Genomic DNA, 25,721 nt, shown 5'->3' with positions numbered 1-25,721 from the left:
AAGCCGAATCAACTTTCGTTGATTCGGCTTTTTTTTTTTTAATCTGGTCGGGGTGAGAGGATTCGAACCTCCGGCCTCTACGTCCCGAACGTAGCGCTCTACCAGGCTAAGCTACACCCCGATTTGTTTTTGCTTGCCGTCGCTGGGCGTCAGCAGCAAAGAAGGTAACTATAACAGCGTTTTTCCTGAAATGGAAGAGGGGTGAAGCATCCCTTACGACTGCCGCTGCAGCGAGAACGCGCAGAGCTGGATCAGCGTTTCCTTCAGCGCGGAATCCGGGAATTGCTGCGCGGCCCGCTCGGCGGCTTCCGCTTCCTGGCGCGCGGCCTCGAAGGTGACCTCGAGCGCGCCGCTGGCGTGGATGGCCGCGAAGACCGCGTCGAAGTGCTCGGTGCCGCCCTGCACGATGGCGTCGCGCGCCAGCTGGCGCTGCTCCGCGGTACCGTGCTCCAGCAGATGCAGCAGCGGCAGCGTGGGCTTGCCTTCGCGCAGGTCGTCGCCGGCGTTCTTGCCCATCTGCTCGGCGCTGGCGGTGTAGTCCAGCATGTCGTCGATCAGCTGGAAGGCGGTGCCGATGCGGCGGCCGTATTCGGCGGCGGCTTCTTCCATCTGCGCGTCGGCGCCGGCCAGCACCGCGCCCAGCTGGGCGGCGGCCTCGAACAGCTTGGCGGTCTTGTAGCGGATCACCTGCAGGTAGCGCTCGATGGTGACATCCGGATCGTGCATGTTCAGCAGCTGCAGCACTTCGCCCTCGGCGATCACGTTGGTCGCGTTGGATAGGATCTCCATGATGCGCATGCTGCCGGCATCGACCATCATCTGGAACGCGCGCGAGTAGAGGAAGTCGCCAACCAGCACGCTGGCGGCATTGCCGAACACCGCGTTGGCGGTGTCGCGGCCGCGGCGCAGCTCGGATTCGTCGACGACGTCGTCGTGCAGCAGCGTGGCGGTGTGGATGAACTCGACGACGGCGGCCAGCTCGTGGTGCCGGTTGCCGTCATAACCCAGCGCGCGCGCCGTCAGCAGCAGGATCACCGGGCGCAGGCGCTTGCCGCCGGCACCGATGATGTATTCACCGATCTGTTCGATCAGGGGGACTTCGGAAGACAGCCGCTGGCGGATGACAGCATCAACCGCGCGCATGTCTGCAGCGACCGGGGCAAGCAAGGCAGTGGCGGAAGGCTGGGACAAGATGATCACCGTTACGCAAAACCGGACGATTATATGCGAAGCACGCGGCGTTTTACGCATGCCCCGCATTCTTGCCGCGGGTGGGCAGGTAGGCGGCTCAGGGTATGCGCGCAGCGGCGTCGGTGACCGGCGCAACTATAATGCGGACATGGACAAGCCCCTATCCCGTCGCCAGCTGCGCCGCACCGCGTGGTGGGTGGCGTTTGCCGCACTGGCGGGGTTCCTTCTCGCCGATCTGACCTGAGCTGGGCGGCCGCCGATTGTGCCGGCCGCGCCGCTCACAGGCTATGTGCCTGTTTTCTTTGCAGTTTTCCCCGATCTCGTTTACAATTCCCGGTTTCCTCCGGTAGTCGCTCGCCTTGCGGGTCCTTGCCGGTGGGAGATACCGGGCCGCATCGCGCGGTTTCGGCGTTTTATTCACATCCGAGAGGTTCGACAATGTACGCGGTCGTAAAAACCGGCGGCAAGCAATACAAGGTTGCTGCTGGCGAAAAACTGAAAGTAGAACAGATACCGGCAGACATTGGCGCAGAAATCACGCTCGACCAGGTGCTCGCAGTGGGCGCCGGCGACCAAATCAAGTTTGGTACGCCGCTGGTTAGCGGGGCTTCCGTCAAGGCTACCGTTATCTCCCAGGGTCGTCACGACAAGGTGAAGATCTTCAAGATGCGCCGTCGCAAGCACTACCAGAAGCGTCAGGGCCATCGTCAGAATTACACCGAACTGCGCATCGAAGCGATCGTTGCCTGATCGATCGAGCGTAATCCGGTAAAGCGACAGGAGTAAGACATGGCACAGAAAAAAGGCGGCGGTTCCACGCGGAACGGCCGTGATTCCGAATCGAAGCGTCTGGGCGTGAAGGTGTTTGGTGGCCAGGCCATCAACGCCGGCGGCATCATCATCCGCCAGCGCGGTACCCGCGTGCATGCCGGCGACAACGTCGGCGTGGGCAAGGACCACACGCTGTTCGCCCTGGTTGACGGCCACGTGCAGTTCGCCGTCAAGGGCCCTGCCAAGAAGCAGCAAGTCAGCGTCGTCCCGGCGGCCTGATAACAGCCTTTGCAGGATGAAAGGCCCCGCAACGCTTGCGGGGCTTTTTCTTTTCTGGCGAAGTAAACTACGCCGGCCCCCGATCTGCCGATCCCTGCCGATCCCATCACGGAAAACCCATCATGAAGTTCATCGACGAAGCCCGAATCGAAGCCATCGCCGGCAACGGCGGCAATGGCAGCGCCTCGTTCCGGCGCGAGAAGTTTGTGCCCTTCGGCGGCCCGGATGGTGGCGACGGCGGCCGTGGCGGCAGCGTGTTCGCGCAGGCGGACCGCAATATCAATACCCTGATCGACTTCCGCTACGCCAAGAAGCACGTGGCCAGGAACGGCGAAAACGGCCGTGGCTCCGACTGCTATGGCGCCGCTGGCGACGACATCACGCTGCGCATGCCGGTCGGCACGCTGATCACGGATATGGATAGCGGCGAGGTCATCGCCGACCTGACCGAGCATGGCCAGCGCGTGTGCCTGGCCGAAGGCGGCATGGGCGGCTGGGGCAACCTGCATTTCAAGTCCAGTACCAACCGCGCGCCGCGCCAGCAGGTGGACGGCAAGCCGGGCGAGCGCCGCATGCTCAAGCTCGAGTTGAAGGTGCTGGCCGACGTCGGCCTGCTGGGCATGCCCAATGCCGGCAAGTCGACTTTCATTTCGCATATTTCCAACGCGCGCCCCAAGGTGGCGGACTATCCGTTCACCACGCTGCATCCCAACCTGGGCGTGGTGCGCGTTGACCATGAGCAGTCGTTCGTGGTCGCCGACATTCCGGGCCTGATCGAAGGCGCGGCCGAGGGCGCGGGCCTGGGCCACCAGTTCCTGCGCCACCTGCAGCGCACCGGCCTGCTGCTGCATATCGTCGACCTGGCGCCGTTCGACGAGGCGGTCGACCCGGTCGCCGAGGCCAAGGCCATCGTCAACGAGCTGAAGAAGTACGACGAGGACTTGCACGACAAGCCGCGCTGGCTGGTGCTGAACAAGCTCGACATGGTGCCCGAGGACGAGCGTGCCGCACGGGTCAAGGACTTCCTCAAGCGCTACAAGTGGAAGGGCCCGGTGTTCCAGATCTCGGCGCTGACCGGCGAAGGCTGCCGCGAGCTGATCTACGCGATCAAGGACCATCTGGCGGCGATCAAGGCCGAAGAGGCCGCGGCGCTGGCCGAACCGGACATCCGTCTGGACGATCGGCTGCATAACGTCGACCAGGACGAGCGCGAGGCATAAGCAATACCAACGGTCTGAAAAAAACGACTTCCGGAGACAGGATCCCGCCATGCAATCGGTCATCGCGCAGGCAAAGCGCATCGTCGTCAAAGTCGGCTCCAGCCTGGTCACCAACGATGGCAAGGGACTGGACCACGACGCCATCGCCCGCTGGGCATCGCAGATCGCCAGGCTGCGCGTGGCGGGCAAGGAAGTGGTGCTGGTCAGCTCCGGCGCCATCGCCGAAGGCATGCAGCGCCTGGGCTGGGTGCGCCGGCCGAAGGAAATCCACGAGCTGCAGGCCGCCGCCGCCGTCGGCCAGATGGGCCTGGCGCAGGTCTATGAAAGCCAGTTCACGCGCTACGGCATCCGCACCGCGCAGGTGCTGCTGACCCACGCCGACCTGGCCGACCGCGAGCGCTACCTGAACGCGCGTTCCACGCTGCTCACGCTGCTGTCGCTGGGCGTGGTGCCGATCATCAACGAGAACGACACCGTGGTTACCGACGAAATCAAGTTCGGCGACAACGACACGCTCGGCGCCCTGGTCACCAACCTGATCGAAGGCGACGCGTTGGTAATCCTGACCGACCAGCGCGGCCTGTACACCGCCGATCCGCGCAAGGACCCGGCGGCGCAGTTCGTCGACGAGGCCATGGCCGGCACGCCCGAACTGGAGGCGATGGCCGGTGGCGCCGGTACCTCGATCGGGCGCGGCGGCATGCTGACCAAGATCCTGGCGGCCAAGCGCGCCGCCAAGTCCGGCGCGCACACCACCATCGCCTCCGGGCGCGAGGCCAGCGTGCTCGAGCGGCTGGCCGCGGGCGAGGCCATCGGCACCCAGCTGCTGGCGCCGACCGGCCGGCTCACCGCGCGCAAGCAGTGGATGGCCGACCACCTGCAGCTGCGCGGGCGCGTGGTGATCGATAACGGCGCGGTCGAGAAGCTGACCGGCGGCGGCAAGTCGCTGCTGCCGATCGGCGTGGTCGAGGTGCAGGGCGAATTTGCCCGCGGCGAGGTGATCGCCTGTGTCGATCCGCAGGGCAAGGAAGTGGCGCGCGGCATCACCAACTATTCGAGCGCCGAGGCGCGCCTGATCGCGCGCAAGCCTTCGTCGGAGATCGAGTCGGTGCTGGGCCACCTGAACGAGCCCGAGCTGATCCACCGCGACAACCTCGTGCTGGTCTGAGCGGCGACCGAAAACAGCCAAAGAAAAACGGCGGAACTGCCAGGCAGTCCCGCCGTTTTTTTATGCCGATGCCGCCCGCCTCAGCGGCGGCTGGGCGCGCGCGATTGCAGCTCGCGCACCATGTCCTCCGGCTTGCCGGCCACCGTGCGGCCCTGGCAGAAGAACTCGATGGCCAGCGTGGCAGCATAGGCGTTGCGCACGCCGGTTTCCATGCGATGCCAGGTCTCGCCGTAGCCGCTGGTGTTAGGCACCCATTCGGTGGCGCCCTTGGGCAGCGTGGCGTAGAGCTTGCGCTCGAAGGCGTCGCAGCGCATGCCTTCGAAGGTCACGTTGCGGGCGCCGCTCTGGCTGGTGGTGACCACGGTGTAGCGCACCACGTTGTCCTTGCCCACCGAAACCGACTTGCTGTCCACCGCAAACGACAGCGTGCCGGTGCCGGAAACCGAGAACGGCACCAGGTTGGCATCCTGCGGCGGCGCCGGCAGCATCGCCTTGGCTTCCTCGAAGGTCTTGGGCGCGAAGGGGCTGAGCCAGGTGCTTTCTTCTTCCGCCATCTCCTTGCCGGTGGTCTTGCAGCCCGCCAGCGCCAGCGTGGCGGCGGCAAGCAGCAGGCCGGCAGCGGTCAGGCCGCCGCGGCAGCCCGGGCCGGTGCAACTAGTCATCAGTACTCCGTGAGTTGGTAACCGGCGCCGCCGGCGAAACAGTTTCTTGTGCTGCCGCGCCGCCGCAGTCGGCCGCGGCAGGCCTTGACGACTGGCCGGCGACCGCGGGCGGGATGCCGCGCTGGCCGCCTCCATGGCGGCCGTGCGCATGCGTGCCATAGGGGCTCAGCGGCACGCGCGGATGCCGGTTCAGGAAGCGCGACAGTTCCGTCAGCGCCATCTGGTAGACATCGCGCTTGAACTCGATCACCGCCTCCAGCGGCACCCAGTAGTGGCTCCAGCGCCAGGCATCGAACTCCGGATGGTCGGTGGCGCGCAGGTGGATATCGCAGTCCCTGCCCGCCATGCGGAGCAGGAACCAGATTTGTTTCTGGCCCCTGTAGTGGCCGCGGATCTCGCGGCGGATGAACTTGTCCGGCACCTCGTAACGCAGCCAGTCGCGTGTGCGACCTACGATCCTGACGTGCTCCGGAAGCAGGCCGGTTTCCTCATGCAGTTCGCGGTACATGGCCTGTTCCGGCGTCTCGCCGTACTTGATGCCGCCTTGCGGAAACTGCCAGGAGTGTTCGCCGATGCGCTTGCCCCAGAAAACCTCGTTGCGTGCGTTGAGGAGGATGATGCCGACGTTCGGGCGAAAGCCTTCACGATCGAGCATGACTGCACCTCGAATCCTTTAGAATTACGCTGATTATAAAGGAAGCGCGCAGCTGGGCTCTGGCGGGGGGATGCTGGTTTTCCCGAGCAGAAGGGCAGTTTCAGGCGCGTGCGCGACAATTCAGTGCCGCCGCTACCGGAATTCGCCGGGCAGGCGTTGCGGCCTCGAGAGAAAGCTACGGATGAAAGCCTCGCAATTCTTCATTTCCACCCTCAAGGAAGCGCCCGCCGACGCGGAAATCGTGTCGCACAAACTGATGATGCGTGCCGGCATGATCAAGAAGCTGGGCGCCGGCATCTACACCTACATGCCGATCGGGCTGCGCGTGATCCGCAAGGTGGAGAACATCGTGCGCGAGGAAATGAACCGCGCCGGCGCGGTGGAAATGTCCATGCCGGTGATCCAGCCGGCCGAGCTGTGGCAGGAGACCGGCCGCTGGGACAAGATGGGCCCCGAACTGCTGCGCCTGAAGGACCGCCATGAGCGCGACTTCGCCGTGCAGCCGACCTCGGAAGAGGTGGTGACCGACATCGCCCGCAGCGAGATCCGCAGTTACAAGCAGCTGCCGCTCAATTTCTACCAGATCCAGACCAAGTTCCGCGACGAGCGCCGGCCGCGCTTCGGCATCATGCGCGGGCGCGAGTTCACCATGAAGGACGCCTATTCCTTCGACCGCGACACCGACGGCCTGCGCAAGTCGTACGAGAACATGTACGACGCTTACGTGCGCATCTTCAGCCGCTTCGGGCTTGAGTTCCGCGCGGTGGCGGCCGACAACGGTGCCATTGGCGGTTCGGGTTCGCATGAATTCCATGTGATCGCCGATACCGGCGAAGACGCCATCGTCTACTGCCCGACCTCGGCCTACGCCGCCAACATGGAGGCCGCCGAGGCGCTGCCGCTGTTGGCGGAGCGCGCCGCGCCGAAGCAAGACCTGGTCAAGACCTTCACTCCGGAGAAGGTCAAGTGCGAGCAGGTTGCCGAATTCCTGAGCATCCCGCTGGAGACCAACGTCAAGTCGATCGTGCTGGCCACGGACAGCGAAGCCGGCGCCCAGATCTGGCTGCTGCTGATCCGCGCCGACCACGAGCTGAACGAGGTCAAGGCCTCCAAGGTGCCGGGGCTGGCCGACTTCCGCTTTGCCACCGAGAACGAGATCGTCGACGCCTTCGGCTCGCCCCCGGGCTATCTCGGCCCGATCGACATGAAGAAGCCGGTCAAGGTGGTGGCCGACCGCACCGTCGCCAACATGAGCGACTTTGTCTGCGGCGCCAACTACCGCGACTACCACTTCACCGGCGTCAACTGGGGCCGCGACCTGCCCGAGCCGATCGTCGCCGACCTGCGCAACGTGGTGGCGGGCGATGCCTCGCCGGACGGCCAGGGCACGCTGGAGATCTGCCGCGGCATCGAGGTGGGCCACGTGTTTATGCTGGGCACGCGTTACTCGGAATCGATGAACGCCACCTTCCTGGACGAGAACGGCAAGACCCAGCCGATGCAGATGGGCTGCTACGGCATCGGCGTCACCCGTATCCTGGGCGCCGCGATCGAGCAGAACTTCGATGAGCGCGGCATCATCTGGCCGGCGGCGATCGCGCCGTTCGAGGTGGTGATCTGCCCGGTTGGCTATGACCGCTCCGAGGCCGTCAAGGCCGAGGCCGACCGCATCCACGCCGAGCTGCTGGCTGCCGGTGTCGACGTCATCATCGACGACCGCGGCGAGCGCCCGGGCGTGATGTTCGCCGACTGGGAACTGATCGGCGTGCCGCACCGCGTGGTGGTGGGCGACCGCGGCCTGAAGGAAGGCAAGGTCGAGTACCAGGGCCGGCGAGACGCGCAGGCCACCCCGGTCAGCGTGGCCGACGTGGTCAGCCACGTGCGCAACCAGCTGGCGAACTGAGCCCGATGCGCGCCGCACGCGCAATGCCCGCCGCCCGCCGCCTTGCCGGCGGGCTGCTGCTGGCGCTGGCCGCGGCGGCCGCGCATGCCGGCGCGCAGAAGGAAGAAGACCTGGCAGATTCCGTGCGCGGCGCGCTGGCCGCGGCGATTGCAGACGACCGGCCCACGCGGCCGGTCTTTGCATCCGGCGGCGAGCGCCTGGCTTACCTGAAGTGGCTGGGCGAAATGTCTTCGCGCCTGGCCACGCGCATCCCCGAGCCGCAGGTGCGCGTGGAACTGATCGAGGTCGCCTACTACGAGGCCAAGCGCGCCGGGCTGGAACCCGCGCTGGTGCTGGGCCTGGTCCAGGTCGAGAGCAATTTCCGCAAGTACGCGATCAGCTCGGCCGGCGCGCGCGGGCTGATGCAGGTGATGCCGTTCTGGGTCCGCGCCATCGGCGACAGCGACCCGCGCAAGCTGTTCCACCTGCAGAGCAACCTGCGCTACGGCTGCACCATCCTGCGCTATTACCTCGACCGCGAGCAGGGCGACCTGTACCTGGCGCTGGGCCGCTACAACGGCAGCCGCGGCCGCCCCGAGTATCCCAATGCCGTACTGGCGGCGTGGAAGCGCTGGCAGTATTCCGAAGCTTCGGTCACCGTTGCCGGCGAACCGGACAATGCGCCGGCGCGCGCCCCCCGTGCGCTGCCGTCGGATCCGCCGGAACGCAATCCTTTCTCGCCGCGCCGCGTCGCCAACCCGTCATGATCCGCGAAGCATCCGATGCCGGCGGCAGGGCCGGCTATACCGAATCCTCGCCCGAACTCGAGCAATGGCTGGCCCGGCATATCGCGCAGGGCTTTGCGGCCGATGCGCTGGTGCTGTCGATGCTGCGTTCGGGCTATGACGACGGCTTTGCGCGCCGGGCCGTGGCGGCAGCGTTCGGTGCGGACGTCGCCGCGGGCCGCCCGGCCAGGCCGGAGCCGGCGCGCACGGCGGCGCCTCCTCAGGCCAGGAGCACCGCGGCAGCCTTTGTGGCCGACGGCGGCGACCGCCAGGTGCCGATCCTGTTCCGGCTCGCCTCGCCGCAGATCCGGCTGTACCAGCAACTGCTGAGCGCCGACGAGTGCGACGCGCTGGTGGCGCTGTCGCGCGGCCGGCTGGCGCGCTCGCCGGTGGTCAACCCCGACACCGGCGACGAGAACCTGATCGACGCCCGCACCAGCATGGGCGCCATGTTCCAGGTGGGCGAGCATGCGCTGATCGAACGCATCGAGGCGCGTATCGCCGCGGTCACCGGCGTGCCGGCCGAGCACGGCGAAGGCTTGCAGATCCTCAACTACAAGCCCGGTGGCGAATACCAGCCGCATTTCGATTTCTTCAATCCGCAACGGCCGGGCGAGGCCCGCCAGCTGACCGTTGGCGGCCAGCGCATCGCCACGCTGGTGATCTACCTGAACACGCCCGCGGCCGGCGGCGCCACCGCGTTCCCGCGCCTGGGGCTGGAAGTGGCGCCGGTAAAGGGCAATGCGGTCTACTTCAGCTACCTGCTGCCCGACGGCATGCTGGACGAGCGCACGCTGCATGCGGGCCTGCCGGTCGCCGAGGGCGAGAAGTGGATTGCGACCAAGTGGCTGCGCGAGCGGCCGTATCGCAGCGAGGCCTGACCGCGCCGAGCAGGATTGCGCCGATCGATCCTGTATCGGCAATTTGCTGAAAAAGTGTACCGGTACTGTACCGTTGACTGACCGTAGACTGATTCCCTGAACGCATGGAGTCAGTCATGGAAGTATCCCAACTCGCAGCCGGCACCGGTGTCTTTGCCGCTTTTGCCGGTTTTGCGCTGGTGTCGTCGATCACCCCCGGTCCGAATAACACGATGCTGCTGGCCTCCGGCGTGAACTTCGGGTTCTTGCGCACGGTGCCGCACCTGCTCGGCGTCAGCATCGGCTTTGCGCTGATGGTGGCGCTGGTCGGGCTGGGGCTGGGGTCGCTGTTCCACGCCTTCCCGTGGACCTGGCAGGTGCTGCGCGTGGTGGCGACGGTCTATCTGGTCTGGCTGGCGTGGAAGCTCGCCACGGCCGGCGGCGTGCAGGACCAGCAGGTGGCGCGGCCGATGGGCTTCTGGGCCGCGGCGGCGTTCCAGTGGGTCAATCCCAAGGCGTGGGTGATGGCCGTGGGCGCGTGCAGCACCTATGTGCTGCACGGCAACCTGTGGCTCAACGTGCTGCTGCTGGCCGGGATCTTCGGGGTGGTGAACCTGCCCAGCGTGGCGATGTGGGCGTTATGCGGCTCGGCGCTGCGGCGCTGGCTGGCGCGGCCGAAGGTGCTGCGCGCGTTCAATATCGGGATGGCGGTGTTGCTGCTGGCTTCGCTGTGGCCGATTTTGGGGTCGCACCAGGCGTGATGTATTTTCTCCCCTCTCCCGCCTGCGGGGAGTGTAGGGGGGCCAAACCTCAGCCCGTCAAAATCAAACCAGCGCCCGGATCGCGCCCAAATTCCGCCAATACCCCTTGGCATCCATCCCGCACCCGAACACATAGCGATCCGGCACCGCAAAGCCGCAGAAGTCCGGGTGCATCGGCTTGAGCTTGGTCAGCGTCTTCTCGCACAGCACCGCCGCGTGGAATTCCCTGGCGCCCATTTCCATGATGCGCTCGCGGATCGCGGCCATGGTCTCGCCTTCATCCAGGATGTCGTCCAGCACCAGCACCACGCGGTCCTTGACCGACTCGCGCGGGGCCACGCGCCATTGCATCTCGCCGCCAACGGTCTTGTTGTTGTAGCGCGAGAGGTGGATGTAGTCGAACTCCAGCGGGAACGCCAGCTTGGGCAGCAGCATGCCGGTGAACACCACCGCGCCGCCCATCACGGACAGCACCAGCGGGAAGGCATCGCCCATCTTGGCGGTGATCTCGGCGGCCATGCGGTCCAGCGATGCCTGGACTTCCTCGGCCGAGACGATTTCTTCGGAGTTGGCCCACAGTTCGCGGGCCTGTACGGCGCTCATCATGATGTCTTTCCTGTCCTTTTGCGGGGGAGGCGGGTAACGCTGCAGCGTGCGCTCAGCGGTTGAAGAGGCCCTTCATGCCGCCCTTCATCGCGCCCATCTGGCGCATCATCTTCATCATGCCGCCGCCCTTGAGCTTTTTCATCATGGATTGCATCTGGTCGAACTGGTTCAGCAAGCGGTTGACTTCCTGAACCGGCACGCCGGCGCCCGCGGCAATGCGGCGCTTGCGGCTGGCCTTGATCAGGTCGGGCTTGGCGCGCTCGGCCGGCGTCATGCTGTTGATGATGCCTTCCATGCGGGCCACCTGCTTCTCGGCCTGGTCCATGTTGGCGCCCTGCGCCTGCTGGGCGAACTGCGCCGGCAGCTTGTCGACCAGGCTGGCCATGCCGCCCATCTTCTTCATCTGGCCGATCTGCGCCTTGAAGTCTTCCAGGTCGAAATCGCCGGTCTTCTTGATTTTCTTGGCCAGCTTCTCGGCCGCTTCCATGTCGACACCGCGCTGGGCTTCCTCGACCAGCGCCATGATGTCGCCCATGCCCAGGATGCGCTGGGCCATGCGGTCCGGATAGAACGGCTCCAGCCCGTCCAGCTTTTCGCCGACGCCGACGAACTTGATCGGGCGGCCGGTGATATGGCGCACCGACAGCGCGGCACCGCCGCGCGCATCGCCGTCCAGCTTGGTCAGCACCACGCCGGTCAGCGGCAGGGTGTCGTTGAAGGCCTTGGCGGTGTTGACCGCGTCCTGGCCGAGCATGGCGTCGACCACGAACAGGGTCTCGGCGGGCTTCAGCTCGGCGTGCAGCGCGGCGATTTCCTGCATCATCAATTCGTCGATGCCCAGGCGGCCGGCCGTATCGACGATCAGCACGTCGTGGTAGTGCTTGCGCGCCCAGTCCACCGCCGCGCGGGCGATCTCGACCGGCTTCTGGTCCGGCTGCGACGGGAAGAAGTCGGCGCCGACCTGCTCGGAAACGGTCTTCAGCTGGGCGATAGCGGCGGGGCGGTAGACGTCGCAAGAGACCGTCAGGATTTTCTTCTTCTTGTTTTCCTTGAGCCACTTCGCCAGCTTGCCGACCGTTGTGGTCTTGCCGGCACCCTGCAGGCCGGCCATCAGGATGATGGCGGGCGGCTGCACGTTCAGGTTCAGCTCGGCTTCCTTGTTATTGCCGCCGGCGGCCTCGGCGCCGCCGATGACCGAAGTCAGCTCGCGCTGGACCACGCCGACCAGCGCCTGGCCCGGCGTGAGGCTGGTGATCACATCCTCGCCCAGCGCCTTTTCCTTGACGCGGGCGATGAATTCGCGCACGACCGGCAGCGCCACGTCGGCTTCGAGCATGGCAAGGCGCACTTCGCGCAGCATCTCGGCGGTGTTGGCCTCGGTCAGGCGCGCCTCGCCGCGCATGGTCTTGACCACACGCGCCAGGCGTTGAGTGAGATTGTCCAGCATGGCAGGAATCGGGGGGAGATATCGGAGCAGGAGCTCGGTCTGAAATCGGGGCAGACCCGTGCCGGTTGCAGGCCCGGAGTACCGGTTCAACCGGCCGCCACCGTCCGTGGGCACTAAGGTAAACTGCGCAAATGGTCATTGTACTGTATGCCTTGACGGCACTTCTCTATTGCGGCCTGGCCTGGCACGGCTGGGCCACGCGCCATGCCGGCGTTGCCTCCACGGCCGCCAAGGCGGGACAGGCCGGCGGCGCGGCCTCGGCCGTGCTGGTCGCCGGCGGGCCCGGCAACACCCTGCCACCTGCGGGCGGCGCGCACGGCGAGGGCCGGCCCGCCTGGTGGCACGTGCTGATGCTGGCGGCACTGGCCAGCCACGGCATGCTGCTGCACGAAACCATCTTCCCGGCCGAGCGCATGATGTTCGGCTTTGCCTTCGCGCTGTCGGCCATGCTGTGGCTGGGCGTTGGCATCTACTGGATCGAGAGCTTCTTCTTCTCGCTGGCCGGGTTGGGGCTGATCGTGATCCCCGTCGCGCTGGTCGCCAGCCTGATGCCGCTGGCCTTTCCCGGCTCGCAGATCCTGGGCTATGCCGCGCAGCCGCTGTTCAAGCTGCACTTCATCATCGCCAACGTGGCGTACGGGCTGTTCACGCTGGCGGCGTTCCATGCCTTCCTGATGCTGCTGGCCGAGCGCCGGCTGCACGGTTTCCGCCACGCGCCGGCGCGCCCGGCCGATGGCAAGGCCGCGCAAACCGGCCAGTGGCTGGGCCGCTGGCTGGACCTGCTGCCGCCGCTGCTGACGCTGGAGAAGCTGCTGTTCCGCCTGATCGGCGCCGGCTTCGTTCTGCTGACACTGACGATCGGCTCGGGCCTGCTGTTTTCCGAAGAACTGTTCGGCCGCGCTTTCCGGATGGACCACAAGACTGTGTTCGCGCTGATCTCGTGGGCCATGTTCGGCGGCATCCTGGCAGGGCGCATCTTCCGCGGCTGGCGCGGCAAGGTGGCGCTGCGCTGGGTCATCGCCTCGTTCGGCATCCTGCTGCTGGCCTATGTCGGCAGCCGCTTTGTAATTGAAGTGGTCCTCCACCGTTTCTGAGACACCATGGCACGTATCCTGATCCTGCTGGCCGTGGTGCTGGGCGTCTTCTGGTGGCTGCGCGCCCGCGCCGAAGCGCGGCTGGCGCAGCAACGCGCCCGGCAGCAAGCCAGCGAAAGCGCCGCCCGGTCCAGCGCCAACGCCCGGCAAACCGAATCCGCCGAACCGATGGTCCAGTGCGCCCAGTGCGGCGTGCACCTGCCGCAAGGCGAGGCCATCGCCTGGCGCGGCCTGCACTACTGCCGCCGCAGCCACTTGCCTGACGAGGCCAGCCACACCGACGGCGGCGGCGCGCGCCCATGATCGAACCGGCGCTGTCAGGCTGGCAGCGGCTCAATGCCTGGCGCGGCCTGGCGCAGCTGTGGCGCCAGCCTGAACCGCCCGAATTCCACTGGCGCCTGCTGCGCTATTTCTGCTGGACCCGCGTCGCCGTGGGCCTGCTGCTGCTCGGCTACGCGCTGATGCGGCGCGGCGAGCCCGCGGCGGCGCCATTGCCGCCTTCGCTGCCGCCGGAATTGCCCTTCGGGCTGGCCGGCGTCGAGCATGCGGCGGCCATGACGGTCGCCGTGCCTTACCTTGGCATTGCGCTGGCGATGCTCGCCGGCACGCTGTGGCGCCGCCATTTCCACCTGCGCGTGCGCGTGCAGGTGCTGGCCGACCTGGCGCTGCTGGCGCTGGTTTTCCACGCCATGGGCCACCCCGCCAGCCAGGGCCAGGCTGACGGCCTGGCCATGATCTTCCTGCTGCCCGCGCTCGAAGCCGGCGCGCTCACCAGCCTGCCGTTCGCGCTCTTTGCCGCGTCGATCTCCGCGCTGGTGGTGATGGGCGGACCGTTCATGCACACAATCCTGCTGCGCCAGGCCGATGCCGGGCTGCTGGGCTCGGGCCTGTTCGGCCTGGTGTTCATGATCGCGGCGCTGCTGATGTATATGCTGGCCAACCGCCAGATCGCGCAGGAGCGGCTGGCGCTGGTGCGCGAGCAGGAATTGCGCATGCAGCAGCTGGTCAACCGGCTGATGGTCAACGACATGCAGGACGGCGTGATGCTGGTGCGCGCCAACGGCGCCGTGGTGGCGGCCAACCCGGCGGCGGTGGTGCTGCTGGGCGTGCAGGCGCATGAGCGCATCTATTCGCGCCGGCTGGGGGCATCGGCGGAGCAGGGCAGTGGCGGCGGCACCGATGCCGTGCTGTTCGACCTGCGCCGCATCCCGCGCCTGCAGCCGCTGATGGAAATGCTGCGCGACTGGCTGCGCAGCAAGGACGACGTGCCGCGCATCCTGCAGCTGCTGCCGATGGCGTCGGGCAGCGCGCTGGCCGACGGCACCATGCAGCACACCCGGTTGCGGCTGCGCTTCGTGCTGCCGGGGCTGGCGGGGTTGCGCTCGACGCTGGCGCAGGGGCGCACGGTGCCGTCGCAACTCGACACCGCCGCCTGGAACGAACTCTCGCCCGAGGCTGCCGCCCGCCTGCGCCTGGCCATCGCGCAGAACGAGGCCATGGCCTGGTCGCAGGAAGACGAAGCGCTGCTGCGCAGCGAGATGCGCGACACCGTGCTGGTTCATATCGAAAGCTGGGAGCGCATCGCCGAACAGGTGCAGCAGGAAAAGCTGGCCGCGATGGGCCGGCTGGTGGCCAGCATCGCGCACCAGATCCGCAACCCGCTGGCGGCGATCAGCCAGGCCAGCGAACTGCTGGCCGATTCCGCGCGGCAGGAGCCTGGCGCGGCGGACAGCGGCGCGGACGTCGACATCGACGCTCGCCTGCTGCGCATCATCAACGACAACGTGCGCCGGCTCGATCAGGTGGTGTCCGACGTGCTGCAGATGTCGCGCCGCCCGCGCACCGGCCGCAGCACCGTGCACCTGGCGCAGGCGCTGCCCGAGATCGTCGAGCGCTGGCGCCTGGAAATGCGCTCGCGCCGCCCGCACGCCGGCGAGACCCGCCCGGCCGGCCGCGCCGACGTCAACGCCAACGCCATCCGCCTGACCGTCGACGTGGCCCAGCCGGTGGTGTTCGACGCCGCGCAGTTGCAACAGGTGCTGGGCAACCTGCTCGACAACGCCTGGCGCTACTGCAGCCGGCTGCCCGGCTCGATCCGGCTGCTGGCGCACGCGCTGGACCAGCATCACGCCGAGCTGATCGTCTGGAACGACGGCGCCGAGGTCTCGCGCGAGCACCAGCGCAGCCTGTTCGAACCCTTCTTTACCAGCAACGCCCAAGGCACCGGCCTGGGCCTGTTCATGGCACGCGAGCTGTGCGGCGCCAACGATGCGCAAGTACGCTACGGCGCGGTCTCGGTGCCGGCGCTGCTCGAGCGCACCGGCGTGCTGGCCGCCGCCGCGCGCGATACACTGCCGGCCAAAGCCTTTGTCCTGACGCTGCGCATCGAGACCGCCGACGCGGCCGTCGCATGAACGGCGTCCGCCCATCCACACCCGCCACCATGCCACCCCGTACGCCCGATCCCATCCTCGTCATCGACGACGAGGCCGACCTGCGCGAGCTGCTCGACATCTCCATCCGGCGCATGGGCCATGACGTGGTGCTGGCCGGCTCGCTGGCCGAGGCGCGGCAGAAGCTGGCGCAGGGCCGCTACAGCCTGGTGCTGACCGACATGCGGCTGGGCGACGGCCTGGGCATCGAGATCGTGCGGCAGCTGTCGGCCGCGCCCGAGCGTATCCCGGTGGCGGTCATCACCGCCTACGGCAGCGCCGACAACGCCGTCGAGGCGCTCAAGGCCGGCGCCTTCGACTACATCGCCAAGCCGGTCTCGCTGGAGCAGCTGCGCAGCCTGGTGCTCAACGCGCTCGGCCGCCAGCAGCGCGACAGCACCGAAGCCGATGCCGGCGGCAGCGCCGGCGCGGACGCCGCCGCCGACCGCGCCGCGGCGTTGCTGCCCGGCCATTCGGCCGCCATGCACGAGGTGCGCCGCTCGCTGTCGCGGCTGGCGCGCAGCATGGCCCCGGTGGTCATCAGCGGCGAATCGGGCAGCGGCAAGGAGCGCGCCGCGCGCGCCATCCACGCGATCAGCGCGCGCGCCTCGCATCCGTTCATCGCGGTCAACTGCGGCGCCATCCCCGAGACGCTGATGGAGTCGGAGTTCTTCGGCCACGTCAAAGGCGCCTTCACCGGCGCCGACGGCGAGCGCGGCGGCTTCTTCCACGCCGCCAACGGCGGCACGCTGCTGCTCGACGAGGTGGCCGACCTGCCGCTGGCGATGCAGGTCAAGCTGCTGCGCGCGCTGCAGGAGCGCCGCGTGCGCAAGATCGGCGCCAGCCGCGAAGACGCCGTCGACGTCCGCGTGATGTGTGCCAGCCACAAGGACCTGGCCGCGATGGTCGCCGCCGGCCAGTTCCGCCAGGATCTGTATTACCGCCTGAACGTGCTGGCGCTGCGCATGCCCACGCTGCGCGAGCGCGGCGAAGACATCCCGGTGCTGGCGCGCGCCATCCTGGACCACCTGGCGGTGCGCTACGGCGACCCGCATCCCAAGCGGCTGGCGCCGGCGGCGCTGGAACAGCTGGCCGCCTACCGCTTCCCGGGCAACGTCCGCGAACTGGAAAACCTGCTCGAGCGTGCCTACGCCTTTGCCGAGAGCGAGCAGATCGAGGTGGCCGACCTCGGCCCGCTGGATGCCGGCGCGCCCGGCGCCGGGCTGATGGCCCCCGCGCCCACGATGGCGTCGCCGGTCCCAGCGACCCAGTACGCCCCCTGGGGCGCGCCGGGCATGTGGGCGCCGATGGCGCCCGCGGCGACACCCACGCCCGCAGCCGTGGCCGAACCTGCTGCCGCGCCACAGGTTGCCGCACCGCCCGCCACCCAGCCCGAACCCGAGGGCGACGCCACCGAGCGCGCCTGCCGCGGCATCGTCTTCCCAATCGACCTGCCGGCCCGGCTCGAAGCCGTGGAGCGCGAACTGATTTTGCAGGCACTGGCGCAGACCAACTTCAACCGCACCGCTGCCGCGCCGCTGCTCGGCCTGAACCTGCGCCAGCTGCGCTACCGCATCCAGCAGCTTGGCATCCGCGAAGCCATGGACGCCGCTGACCGCGGCGTGGCCGAGAACAACGGCGACGGCGCGGGCGAGGGCACGCCATGACGAGGCCCAGCCAGCCCAATCTGCCTGCACAGGTGCGTGCTTTCCTCCCAGACGCAGACGGCTGGGTACCCGCCGCCCGCCGCGTGCCGTCGCCCAATTTCGACGAACGGCCCACCGGCATGCCCGTGGACCTGGTGGTGCTGCACAACATCAGCCTGCCGCCCGGCCAGTTCGGCAGCGGCGACATCGAAGCGTTCTTCCAGAACCGGCTCGACCCGGACAAGCACCCGTTCTTCGCCACCATCCACCAGGTCCAGGTGTCCGCGCACTTCCTGGTGACGCGGCAGGGCGAGCTGGTGCAGTTCGTGCCGTGCACGCAGCGGGCCTGGCATGCCGGCCAGTCCGACTTCTTCGGCCGCACGCGCTGCAACGACTTCTCGATCGGCATCGAGATCGAGGGTTGCGACGACCTGCCGTTCACCCCCGCCCAGTACGACACCGTGGCCGCCCTGGTCCCGGCCCTGATGGCGGCCTACCCGGTGCGCGCGATTGCCGGCCACAGCGACATCGCCCCGGGGCGCAAGACCGATCCCGGCCCGCATTTCGACTGGGACCGGTTCGCCGCCGGTGCAGCAGTGCCGCCAGGCATGTTGCCCTATCGGCATACCATGGGGTGATTAATTCGTAACGTCATTCCCCATGGTCGTGCGCCCCTTTTTGGCACACATGCCCCAAGCAGGTTAGGGGCTATCGCATGCTCGCAACAATCAAAAAAATTTTTGTGAAATGTGCAGTTGCGAACGGTTTCGCTGAAACCCTTGTGTGTACTAGGCTCCCGGGCATGTGGCGCTGCCGCACGCGGCGGCCCGACCGCGAAACGACCCCGAAATAGCGGTTGTCAAGACTGGTCATTCGGATTCGTTTCACTATACTTAGCCAAGTTTTCAGCAGCACCCACTATATCTAGTAGTCAAACCGGGGAGCTGGCCCAAGTGTGAGGTGGCGGTTGCACAGCGAGTGCAACCCGTCCGGAAACCTCCGCAAAGCTGGCGAATCACAAAGAGTCCCTGGCGAAATGTTCACGCAAAGGCAGTTTGTCCGTGCGCGGTCACACCGAAACGGATCCTTCTTTCCGCCGCATTTCGCCAGGGACTCTTTTGTCTCTTAAATCCAGGGTAAAAACAGGACTTCACATGCAAACGGCCCAGAACGAACTCACCACGGGTGGCGCCGCCGCCGGCGTTGCCAGCCAGGCACCGAACGCACAGACCTCCAGCGCCGCTTCCACCAGCTACCCGGATCACAAGATCATCCGTCGCAACGGCGCCGTGGTGGCGTTCGAGCCGTCCAAGATCAACGTCGCCATGACCAAGGCCTTCCTCGCCGTCAACGGCGGGCAGGGCGCAGCTTCCGCGCGCGTGCGCGAGATCGTCGAGCAACTGACCGACAGCGTGGTGCGCGCGCTGGTGCGCAGCCGCCCGAGCGGTGGCGCCATCCATATCGAAGACGTGCAGGACCACGTCGAGCTGGCCCTGATGCGCTCGGGCGAGCATGAAGTGGCCCGCGCCTACGTGCTGTACCGCGAGAAGCGCGCCCAGGAGCGCGCCAGCGCCAGCGCCCAGGCCGTGGCCCGCGTGCAGCAGTCCGGCATCCAGATCAATGTGACAGACGCCGGCGTGACCAAGCCGCTGGACATCGTCGCGCTGCACGCCCTGATCGACAACGCCTGCTCCGGTTTGGGCGATGCGGTCAGCGCCGAGCCGATCCTGAAGGAAACCCTGAAGAACCTGTACGAAGGCGTGCCGATGACGCAGGTGTACGACTCCGCCATCCTGGCCGCGCGTACCCTGATCGAAAAGGACCCGAACTACAGCCAGGTCACCGCCCGTATCCTGCTGCACACCATCCGCAAGGAAATCCTGGGCACCGAAGTGACCCAGTCGGAAATGTCGGCCCGCTACGCCGAGTACTTCCCCAAGTTCATCGCACGCGGCATCGAAGCCGAGCTGCTGGACGAAAAGCTGGCCACCTACGACCTGGCCCGCCTGGGCGCCGCACTGGACGCCGGCCGTGACTTCCAGTTCAACTACCTGGGCCTGCAGACCCTGTACGACCGCTACTTCCTGCATATCGATGAAACCCGCATCGAAATGCCGCAGGCCTTCTTCATGCGCGTGGCCATGGGCCTGGCGCTGAACGAGAAGGACCGCGAAGCGCGCGCCATCGAGTTCTACCAGCTGCTGTCGTCGTTCGACTTCATGTCGTCCACGCCGACCCTGTTCAACTCCGGCACCCGCCGCTCGCAGCTGTCGTCGTGCTACCTGACCACCGTGTCGGACGACCTGGAAGGCATCTATGAAGCGCTGAAGGAAAACGCGCTGCTGTCCAAGTTCGCTGGCGGCCTGGGCAATGACTGGACCAACGTGCGCGCGCTGGGTTCGCACATCAAGGGCACCAACGGCAAGTCGCAAGGCGTGGTCCCGTTCCTGAAGGTGGTGAACGACACCGCCGTCGCCGTGAACCAGGGCGGCAAGCGCAAGGGCGCCGTCTGCGCCTACCTGGAAACGTGGCACCTGGACATCGAAGAATTCCTGGAGCTGCGCAAGAACACCGGCGACGACCGCCGTCGCACCCACGACATGAACACGGCCAACTGGATTCCGGACCTGTTCATGAAGCGCGTGATGGAAGGTGGTGAGTGGACGCTGTTCTCGCCCGCCACCTGCCCGGACCTGCACGACAAGGTGGGCAAGGAATTCGAGCGCGCCTACCTGGGCTATGAAGCCAAGGCCGCCAGCGGCGAGCTGAAGCTGTTCAAGAAGCTGCCGGCGCTGCAACTGTGGCGCAAGATGCTGGGCATGCTGTTCGAGACCGGCCACCCGTGGATCACCTTCAAGGATCCGTGCAACATCCGCAGCCCGCAGCAGCACGTCGGCGTCGTCCACAGCTCCAACCTGTGCACGGAAATCACGCTCAACACCAACGAGAGCGAGATCGCCGTCTGCAACCTGGGCTCGGTCAACCTGGTCGCCCACCTGGCCAAGCAGGCCGACGGCACCTACGCGCTGGATCACGCCAAGCTGCAGAAGACCGTGCGCACCGCCATGCGCATGCTCGACAACGTGATCGACATCAACTACTACGCGGTCGAGAAGGCGAAGAACTCCAACCTGCGCCACCGTCCGGTCGGCATGGGCATCATGGGCTTCCAGGACTGCCTGCACGTGCTGCGCACCCCGTACGCCAGCAAGGCCGCGGTGCAGTTCGCCGACACCTCGATGGAAGCCGTGTGCTACTACGCCTATCAGGCTTCGACCGAGCTGGCTGAAGAGCGCGGCCGCTACAGCACCTACGAAGGTTCGCTGTGGGACCGTGGCATCCTGCCGCAAGACTCGCTCAAGCTGCTGGCCGAAGAGCGCGGCGGCTACCTGGAAGTGGACCTGTCCAGCACCATGGACTGGGACAGCCTGCGCGCCCGCATCAAGCAGCACGGCATGCGCAACTCGAACTGCATCGCGATCGCCCCGACCGCGACCATTTCGAACATCATCGGCGTGTCCGCGTGCATCGAGCCGACCTTCCAGAACCTGTACGTCAAGTCCAACCTGTCGGGCGAGTTCACCGTGGTCAACGACTACCTGGTGCGCGACCTGAAGGAACGCGGCCTGTGGGACGAGGTGATGGTTGCCGACCTGAAGTACTTCGACGGCTCGCTGTCGCGCATCGACCGCATCCCGCAAGACCTGCGCGACATCTACGCCACCGCGTTCGAAGTCGAGCCGACCTGGCTGGTGGAAGCCGCAAGCCGCCGCCAGAAGTGGATCGACCAGGCCCAGTCGCTGAACATCTACATGGCCGGCGCGTCGGGCAAGAAGCTGGACGACACCTACAAGCTGGCATGGGTGCGCGGCCTGAAGACCACGTACTACCTGCGCACGATGGCTGCCACGCACGTGGAGAAGTCCACGGTGTCACGCGGCTCGCTGAATGCGGTGTCGTCGGGCAGCGACAGCGGCTCGGCCCTGGACGCAGCGGCCGCCTCGGCCCCGGCCATGCCGGAAGCCGAAGGCGCGGTCTGCACGATGCGCCCGGGCGACCCCGGCTTCGAAGAGTGCGAAGCCTGCCAATAAGTCTTACCTAACCCCCCGGTTTGCTCCCCTCTCCCGCCCGCGGGAGAGGGGCCGGGGGAGAGGGCCGGCGCAACCACGAAGTTGCACGAGTCAAAAAACACTGACCACCGCCGCCCCCAAACCGAATCACGGAGAACAACATCATGCTGAGCTGGGACGACGACGTTCAAGCCACCCCGCAGGCCGCACCGCAGCCTGCCCTGCAACCCGCTGCATCGGCTGCCACCGCTGACCGGCAAGGCGTCCTGCCGCCGTCCGCCACGCAAGCCGGCATCCTGGGCAACAACCCCAACGCCGCCGCCGCGCAGAGCAACCGCCGCGTCAACGCCGCCGACAAGCGCGTCATCAACGGCTCGACCGACGTCAACCAGCTCGTCCCGTTCAAGTACAAGTGGGCGTGGGAAAAGTACCTGGCCGGCTGCGCCAACCACTGGATGCCGCAGGAAATCAACATGTCCCGCGACATCGCCCTGTGGAAAGACCCCAACGGCCTGACCGAAGACGAGCGCCGCATCATCAAGCGCAACCTCGGCTTCTTCGTCACCGCCGACTCGCTGGCCGCCAACAACATCGTGCTGGGCACCTACCGCCAGATCACCGCGCCGGAATGCCGCCAGTACCTGCTGCGCCAGGCCTTTGAAGAGGCCATCCACACGCACGCCTACCAGTACATCGTTGAATCGCTGGGCCTGAACGAAGCCGAGATCTTCAACGCGTACCACGAAGTGCAGTCGATCCGCGACAAGGACGAGTTCCTGATCCCGTTCATCGACACGCTGACCGACCCGTCGTTCAAGACCGGCACGCCGGAAAACGACCAGAAGCTGCTGAAGTCGCTGATCGTGTTCGCCTGCATCATGGAAGGGTTGTTCTTCTATGTGGGCTTTACGCAGATCCTGGCAATGGGGCGGCAGAACAAGATGACTGGGGCTGCGGAGCAGTATCAGTACATCCTGCGGGATGAGTCGCTGCACTGCAATTTTGGTATCGACCTGATTAACCAGATCAAGCTGGAGAATCCGCATCTGTGGACGGCGGAGTTTAAGGCTGAGATTACTGAGCTGTTCAAGAAGGCGGTGGATCTGGAGTATCGCTATGCGGAGGATACGATGCCGCGTGGGGTGCTTGGTCTGAATGCGCCGATGTTTAAGTCGTATCTGCGCTTCATCTGCAATCGTCGTTGCCAGCAGATTGGTCTTGATCAGCTGTTCCCGAACGAGGAGAACCCGTTCCCGTGGATGAGCGAGATGATTGATCTGAAGAAGGAACGGAACTTCTTCGAGACGCGCGTCATTGAGTATCAGACGGGTGGGGCGTTGAGCTGGGATTGAGTTGTTGTTTTGCTTTGATGATGAGAAATGGGAGCTGATGGCTCCCATTTTTTATGGCTAGAGATAACGAGTAACTGCAATCGGCCGCAAGCGGACGGTCGACGTCAACGCTCAAATCGGTGACAATCGGCCGTCCTTCACCAAGTAGAAAGCGGGCTGTTGTGACTCTAGCGAAGCGAGAAACAAACAACTCACTTAAATGCACGCCTTTGGTCCGTTAATCTCGAAACCACGGTCCACCGGTAAAAGGTAAATATCATACGGAAGATTGCAGAGAGGAAATGTCGTGGCGATACTTAGATCTCACTCATATGCCCATTGGAACTATTTCCTCGCACTTGAGGAGGATCTAGATCGGCTTTCTCGATATGTAGACCTTGCAGGAGGCAATGACGCGACCTATTCGATTGAGATCGCGCGCTTGTTTCTCGGAGCGAGTGCAGAGGTCGATGTGGTACTCAAGCAACTCTGCAGAAAGCACAATCCACAATCAGATGCAACAAGCATTAACGCCTACTTTGGTGCGGTTTCCGCGGCGTGTCCAAATTTCATCGAATTTGAAGTTCAAATTCCTCGATATGGCCTGATTCTTCACCCTTGGAGTGGTTGGGCGGAAGGGGTGCCGCCGATTTGGTGGAAAGACCATAACAAGGTCAAGCACCACCGCGACGAACACTTCCCAAAAGCAAACTTGAAGAACTGCATCAACTCGGTGGCCGCGCTCTTTGTTGCAGTGTTACACCTCTACGAAGAGGCGGGACGCAACGGCGAACTTCTTCAATTGCCACGTCTGCTCAACGTCGGAGACCTGCACTTTAGGGGGACCGGGATGGGGCGCTACGGAAACAGCTATAGGTACGAAGTACGGTGACGGCCAACAGGTCAATCAACACAGATTGTCGGCAGCAGTTGGTCCGGCACGGTGCATTAGGGCCGTAGCCGGGCCAGTTGCGGACCGTCGGCAAGTGCGTGCGGACGCTGAAAATCAAGACTGAATCGTAGTACCGTCGATGCATTGTCTCGCCAAACAGCGGACAATCATCAATCTTTTCAGATTTTGAACTCAATGCATGAATGATAGAAAAATAAGAGTAGTTATCAAAGTTGATGGTGTGCAAAGAACCGTAATTGCCGTTCGTCAAGTGAGAAATTCTGATAATAATGAACTATTTGACTTGAATTTTCACACCACATCCGGAGGTCGGGCATACAAAGCGAGCACCTTTGGAGAGTTGGTTGCGACCATAGATGAAGCAAACTTTCGAGAGTGCGATCAACATATAAGTGTTCACTGCAACGCAAAAAGCAGTTCGACAAATACAATAAAGAAGTCGCTAGTCTTTGGTGACAAAAGTATTGAATCGCATGTGCAAATTACGACAGGGATAAAACAAGATAATTTGTTCGTGCCAGCATTCTTTATGGTTTGCGGCGACCTTTCCCGTGAAAGATTTACAATTCCAGTCGATTGTGATGATGAAATTGTTGATCTTGGTGAACTTCGGCCAAATCGTGACCAACTACGACTAATGGCTGTTGTTAGTCAGAAAGGTAAAGAATTCACATCCAATGAGGAGCACCCAAGCAACCTACGAGTCATTAGTTTGAAAAACTTCAATTTGACCTTGATATGGTCGTTCCTTAACGTTCGATCTCATCCGCAAGCGATAAATTTTTTCATTGGGACCACCCGTGAACAAGGCGCCATGCGAGGTTTGGATTGGTGGGAAATTTACAATCTCTACACTGACATGAACATGACTCATGCTGCCGCCTATTTTGATGCTTATCCCACGACATCTTGAATGACTGTTATCGGCGCAATCCAGCAGCCGCTTGTAGTGTTCGCCGGCGAAGTCCAGAGGAAAGTCCCGATTGAAGTGGCCATGGGGTTGCAAGCGCTTGGCGAGCGCGCACGGTGGGTTCGCTCAAGCGGGGTTGGGCCCAACGCCCTGGATTTCCACATAGCCTTCGAAATCGCCGCATGGTGGAGAAGGGGGAGAAGGGGCCCATGCTGGTGCTGTCCCGCGACAAGGGGTTCGACCCACTGCTCGCCTGGCTTGGCGGGGAGCTGTCACCAAGCTCATCGCAAATCGATCCATCAGCGACGCCGAAGGGGCGATCACCTACCACTTTTGATGAAACGAGTGGCACCCGGTCAGCGGCGGTCGCTGTTTCGCGACGAGCCGTCGGGGGAGATCGGCTGCGGATTCAACCGCTCGCCAAGCGTGCCTTGGACGGACTAACGCCACTACTACGCTGCCGTCCGCGACTCACGGCCACAACGCAAGTGCAGCCTCAAATAGCCGAGGGACCTCAGACCATTTCCTGTGGCGTGCCAAAGGACGTAATCAGCGCCGCGCCGCGTACTCGTAGGATTGACGAATGGACCTTGTGCGATCCTTAAGGACATACAGGTCGTCCATGCTTACTCCCTGATGTCGTCGGCGTTATGCCTCACAAATGGCTCTGATTTCTCAGAACCGCGGACTACGGCGCTCGCGCTTGACGAGTTTCGCCAACAAGTAGGAGGCCACCGTTCCCACAACTTCAATGGCAGCCTTAGCCTCTTCATCAGAAAGTGTCGGCAACCATGGCCGGCCGTGGCCGGATGCGTATTTCGGCGAACGTGACCGCCGATTTCGGGAACGTGACCGATTTGGCGAGATAGGCGTTGCGCGGTGTCGATTGTAGGGTTTCGTATCAGTTCTGGTCGAGTTCGGGCTCCAGGATGTTGGGTTTTGGTGATGCTTTTCTGAGCGATTCGCCAGTGAGCGTGATCCGGTGATGGCGCTGCATGAGACGGTCGAGCATCGCATCGGCGATGGTTTCGTCGCCGA

Annotated in this window: 24 protein-coding genes and 1 tRNA gene; 18 read left to right on the top strand and 7 right to left on the bottom strand. The window is 64.9% G+C overall.

The window, feature by feature from the left end; translation table 11 throughout:
* Positions 1–44: 44 nt before the first annotated feature.
* Both E1J61_RS35310 and ispB read right to left on the bottom strand, forming a co-directional pair.
* Positions 45–121: transfer RNA gene (locus E1J61_RS35310), tRNA-Pro, on the bottom strand.
* Positions 122–213: 92 nt separating this feature from the next.
* Positions 214–1,143, bottom strand: a complete 930-nt coding sequence (ispB, locus tag E1J61_RS35305) for an octaprenyl diphosphate synthase (RefSeq protein ID WP_133098448.1) — start codon at positions 1,141–1,143, stop codon at positions 214–216.
* On the opposite strand from ispB, the gene E1J61_RS35300 reads away from it, so the two are divergent.
* From E1J61_RS35300 to proB, 5 genes are all read left to right on the top strand, one after another.
* Entirely contained in the window at positions 1,142–1,435 is a 294-nt protein-coding gene (locus E1J61_RS35300; protein ID WP_133098447.1) for a hypothetical protein, read from the top strand. The genes ispB and E1J61_RS35300 overlap by 2 nt on opposite strands.
* Before the next feature lie 194 nt (positions 1,436–1,629).
* Entirely contained in the window at positions 1,630–1,941 is a 312-nt protein-coding gene (rplU, locus tag E1J61_RS35295; RefSeq protein ID WP_006576525.1) for a 50S ribosomal protein L21, read from the top strand.
* A gap of 39 nt (positions 1,942–1,980) precedes the next feature.
* A complete protein-coding gene (rpmA, locus tag E1J61_RS35290) occupies positions 1,981–2,241 on the top strand; it encodes a 50S ribosomal protein L27 (RefSeq protein WP_010814747.1) in 261 nt (86 codons plus the stop codon).
* 122 nt (positions 2,242–2,363) lie between these two features.
* Positions 2,364–3,461 (top strand): GTPase ObgE, encoded by a 1,098-nt coding sequence (gene obgE, locus E1J61_RS35285; protein WP_133098446.1) that lies wholly within the window; start codon positions 2,364–2,366, stop codon positions 3,459–3,461.
* A gap of 49 nt (positions 3,462–3,510) precedes the next feature.
* Complete coding sequence (gene proB, locus E1J61_RS35280; RefSeq protein WP_133098445.1) at positions 3,511–4,629, top strand: glutamate 5-kinase; 1,119 nt, start codon at positions 3,511–3,513, stop codon at positions 4,627–4,629.
* Positions 4,630–4,709: 80 nt separating this feature from the next.
* On the opposite strand, the gene E1J61_RS35275 is transcribed toward proB, so the two are convergent.
* Together E1J61_RS35275 and E1J61_RS35270 are read right to left on the bottom strand one after the other, a co-directional pair.
* Entirely contained in the window at positions 4,710–5,291 is a 582-nt protein-coding gene (locus E1J61_RS35275) for a CNP1-like family protein (protein WP_133098444.1), read from the bottom strand.
* A complete protein-coding gene (locus E1J61_RS35270) occupies positions 5,284–5,946 on the bottom strand; it encodes an RNA pyrophosphohydrolase (RefSeq protein ID WP_133098443.1) in 663 nt (220 codons plus the stop codon). The genes E1J61_RS35275 and E1J61_RS35270 overlap by 8 nt, the downstream gene beginning before the upstream one ends.
* A gap of 181 nt (positions 5,947–6,127) precedes the next feature.
* On the opposite strand from E1J61_RS35270, the gene E1J61_RS35265 reads away from it, so the two are divergent.
* From E1J61_RS35265 to E1J61_RS35250, 4 genes are all read left to right on the top strand, one after another.
* Positions 6,128–7,849 carry a proline--tRNA ligase gene (locus E1J61_RS35265; protein ID WP_133098442.1) on the top strand — a complete coding sequence of 574 codons (1,722 nt, stop codon included), beginning with the start codon at positions 6,128–6,130 and terminating at the stop codon, positions 7,847–7,849.
* A gap of 5 nt (positions 7,850–7,854) precedes the next feature.
* Positions 7,855–8,595: a lytic transglycosylase domain-containing protein gene (locus tag E1J61_RS35260; protein WP_133098441.1), complete on the top strand. Its 741-nt coding sequence runs from the start codon at positions 7,855–7,857 to the stop codon at positions 8,593–8,595.
* A complete protein-coding gene (locus tag E1J61_RS35255; protein ID WP_133098440.1) occupies positions 8,592–9,494 on the top strand; it encodes a 2OG-Fe(II) oxygenase in 903 nt (300 codons plus the stop codon). The genes E1J61_RS35260 and E1J61_RS35255 overlap by 4 nt, the downstream gene beginning before the upstream one ends.
* A 116-nt stretch (positions 9,495–9,610) precedes the next feature.
* Positions 9,611–10,234, top strand: a complete 624-nt coding sequence (locus tag E1J61_RS35250; RefSeq protein WP_133098439.1) for a LysE family translocator — start codon at positions 9,611–9,613, stop codon at positions 10,232–10,234.
* Positions 10,235–10,297: 63 nt separating this feature from the next.
* Here E1J61_RS35250 and E1J61_RS35245 read toward each other — a convergent pair whose 3' ends face one another.
* Positions 10,298–10,840 carry a hypoxanthine-guanine phosphoribosyltransferase gene (locus E1J61_RS35245; RefSeq protein WP_133098438.1) on the bottom strand — a complete coding sequence of 181 codons (543 nt, stop codon included), beginning with the start codon at positions 10,838–10,840 and terminating at the stop codon, positions 10,298–10,300.
* A 52-nt stretch (positions 10,841–10,892) separates the two neighbouring features.
* Positions 10,893–12,287 carry a signal recognition particle protein gene (ffh, locus tag E1J61_RS35240; RefSeq protein WP_133098437.1) on the bottom strand — a complete coding sequence of 465 codons (1,395 nt, stop codon included), beginning with the start codon at positions 12,285–12,287 and terminating at the stop codon, positions 10,893–10,895.
* A gap of 131 nt (positions 12,288–12,418) precedes the next feature.
* Between ffh and E1J61_RS35235 the strand changes: the two genes are divergently transcribed.
* From E1J61_RS35235 to E1J61_RS35195, 9 genes are all read left to right on the top strand, one after another.
* Positions 12,419–13,381 carry an inner membrane protein YpjD gene (locus E1J61_RS35235; RefSeq protein ID WP_133098436.1) on the top strand — a complete coding sequence of 321 codons (963 nt, stop codon included), beginning with the start codon at positions 12,419–12,421 and terminating at the stop codon, positions 13,379–13,381.
* Positions 13,382–13,387: 6 nt separating this feature from the next.
* Positions 13,388–13,684 (top strand): PP0621 family protein, encoded by a 297-nt coding sequence (locus tag E1J61_RS35230; RefSeq protein WP_133098435.1) that lies wholly within the window; start codon positions 13,388–13,390, stop codon positions 13,682–13,684.
* Entirely contained in the window at positions 13,681–15,795 is a 2,115-nt protein-coding gene (locus tag E1J61_RS35225) for a sensor histidine kinase (RefSeq protein WP_133098434.1), read from the top strand. The genes E1J61_RS35230 and E1J61_RS35225 overlap by 4 nt, the downstream gene beginning before the upstream one ends.
* Before the next feature lie 29 nt (positions 15,796–15,824).
* Positions 15,825–17,480: a sigma-54 dependent transcriptional regulator gene (locus tag E1J61_RS35220; protein ID WP_133098433.1), complete on the top strand. Its 1,656-nt coding sequence runs from the start codon at positions 15,825–15,827 to the stop codon at positions 17,478–17,480.
* A complete protein-coding gene (gene ampD, locus E1J61_RS35215; RefSeq protein WP_133098432.1) occupies positions 17,477–18,097 on the top strand; it encodes a 1,6-anhydro-N-acetylmuramyl-L-alanine amidase AmpD in 621 nt (206 codons plus the stop codon). The genes E1J61_RS35220 and ampD overlap by 4 nt, the downstream gene beginning before the upstream one ends.
* A 516-nt stretch (positions 18,098–18,613) precedes the next feature.
* Positions 18,614–21,550, top strand: a complete 2,937-nt coding sequence (locus tag E1J61_RS35210) for a ribonucleoside-diphosphate reductase subunit alpha (protein WP_133098431.1) — start codon at positions 18,614–18,616, stop codon at positions 21,548–21,550.
* Positions 21,551–21,693: 143 nt separating this feature from the next.
* Entirely contained in the window at positions 21,694–22,881 is a 1,188-nt protein-coding gene (locus E1J61_RS35205; RefSeq protein ID WP_133098430.1) for a ribonucleotide-diphosphate reductase subunit beta, read from the top strand.
* 286 nt (positions 22,882–23,167) lie between these two features.
* Entirely contained in the window at positions 23,168–23,752 is a 585-nt protein-coding gene (locus E1J61_RS35200; RefSeq protein ID WP_133098429.1) for a hypothetical protein, read from the top strand.
* Between the two features lie 199 nt (positions 23,753–23,951).
* Positions 23,952–24,686, top strand: coding sequence for a hypothetical protein (locus E1J61_RS35195; RefSeq protein WP_133098428.1), 735 nt, complete (start codon positions 23,952–23,954; stop codon positions 24,684–24,686).
* Between the two features lie 898 nt (positions 24,687–25,584).
* Here the strand turns inward: E1J61_RS35195 and E1J61_RS38560 are convergent.
* Positions 25,585–25,721 (bottom strand): ATP-binding protein (locus E1J61_RS38560; protein ID WP_243736883.1); only part of this gene is annotated, 137 nt, incomplete at its 5' end.

Source organism: Cupriavidus sp. L7L (assembly GCF_004353535.1).
Lineage (GTDB): Bacteria > Pseudomonadota > Gammaproteobacteria > Burkholderiales > Burkholderiaceae > Cupriavidus > Cupriavidus oxalaticus_A.
Note: the sequence above shows the minus strand (reverse complement) of the source record. Positions and strands in the feature narration are given on the sequence as shown.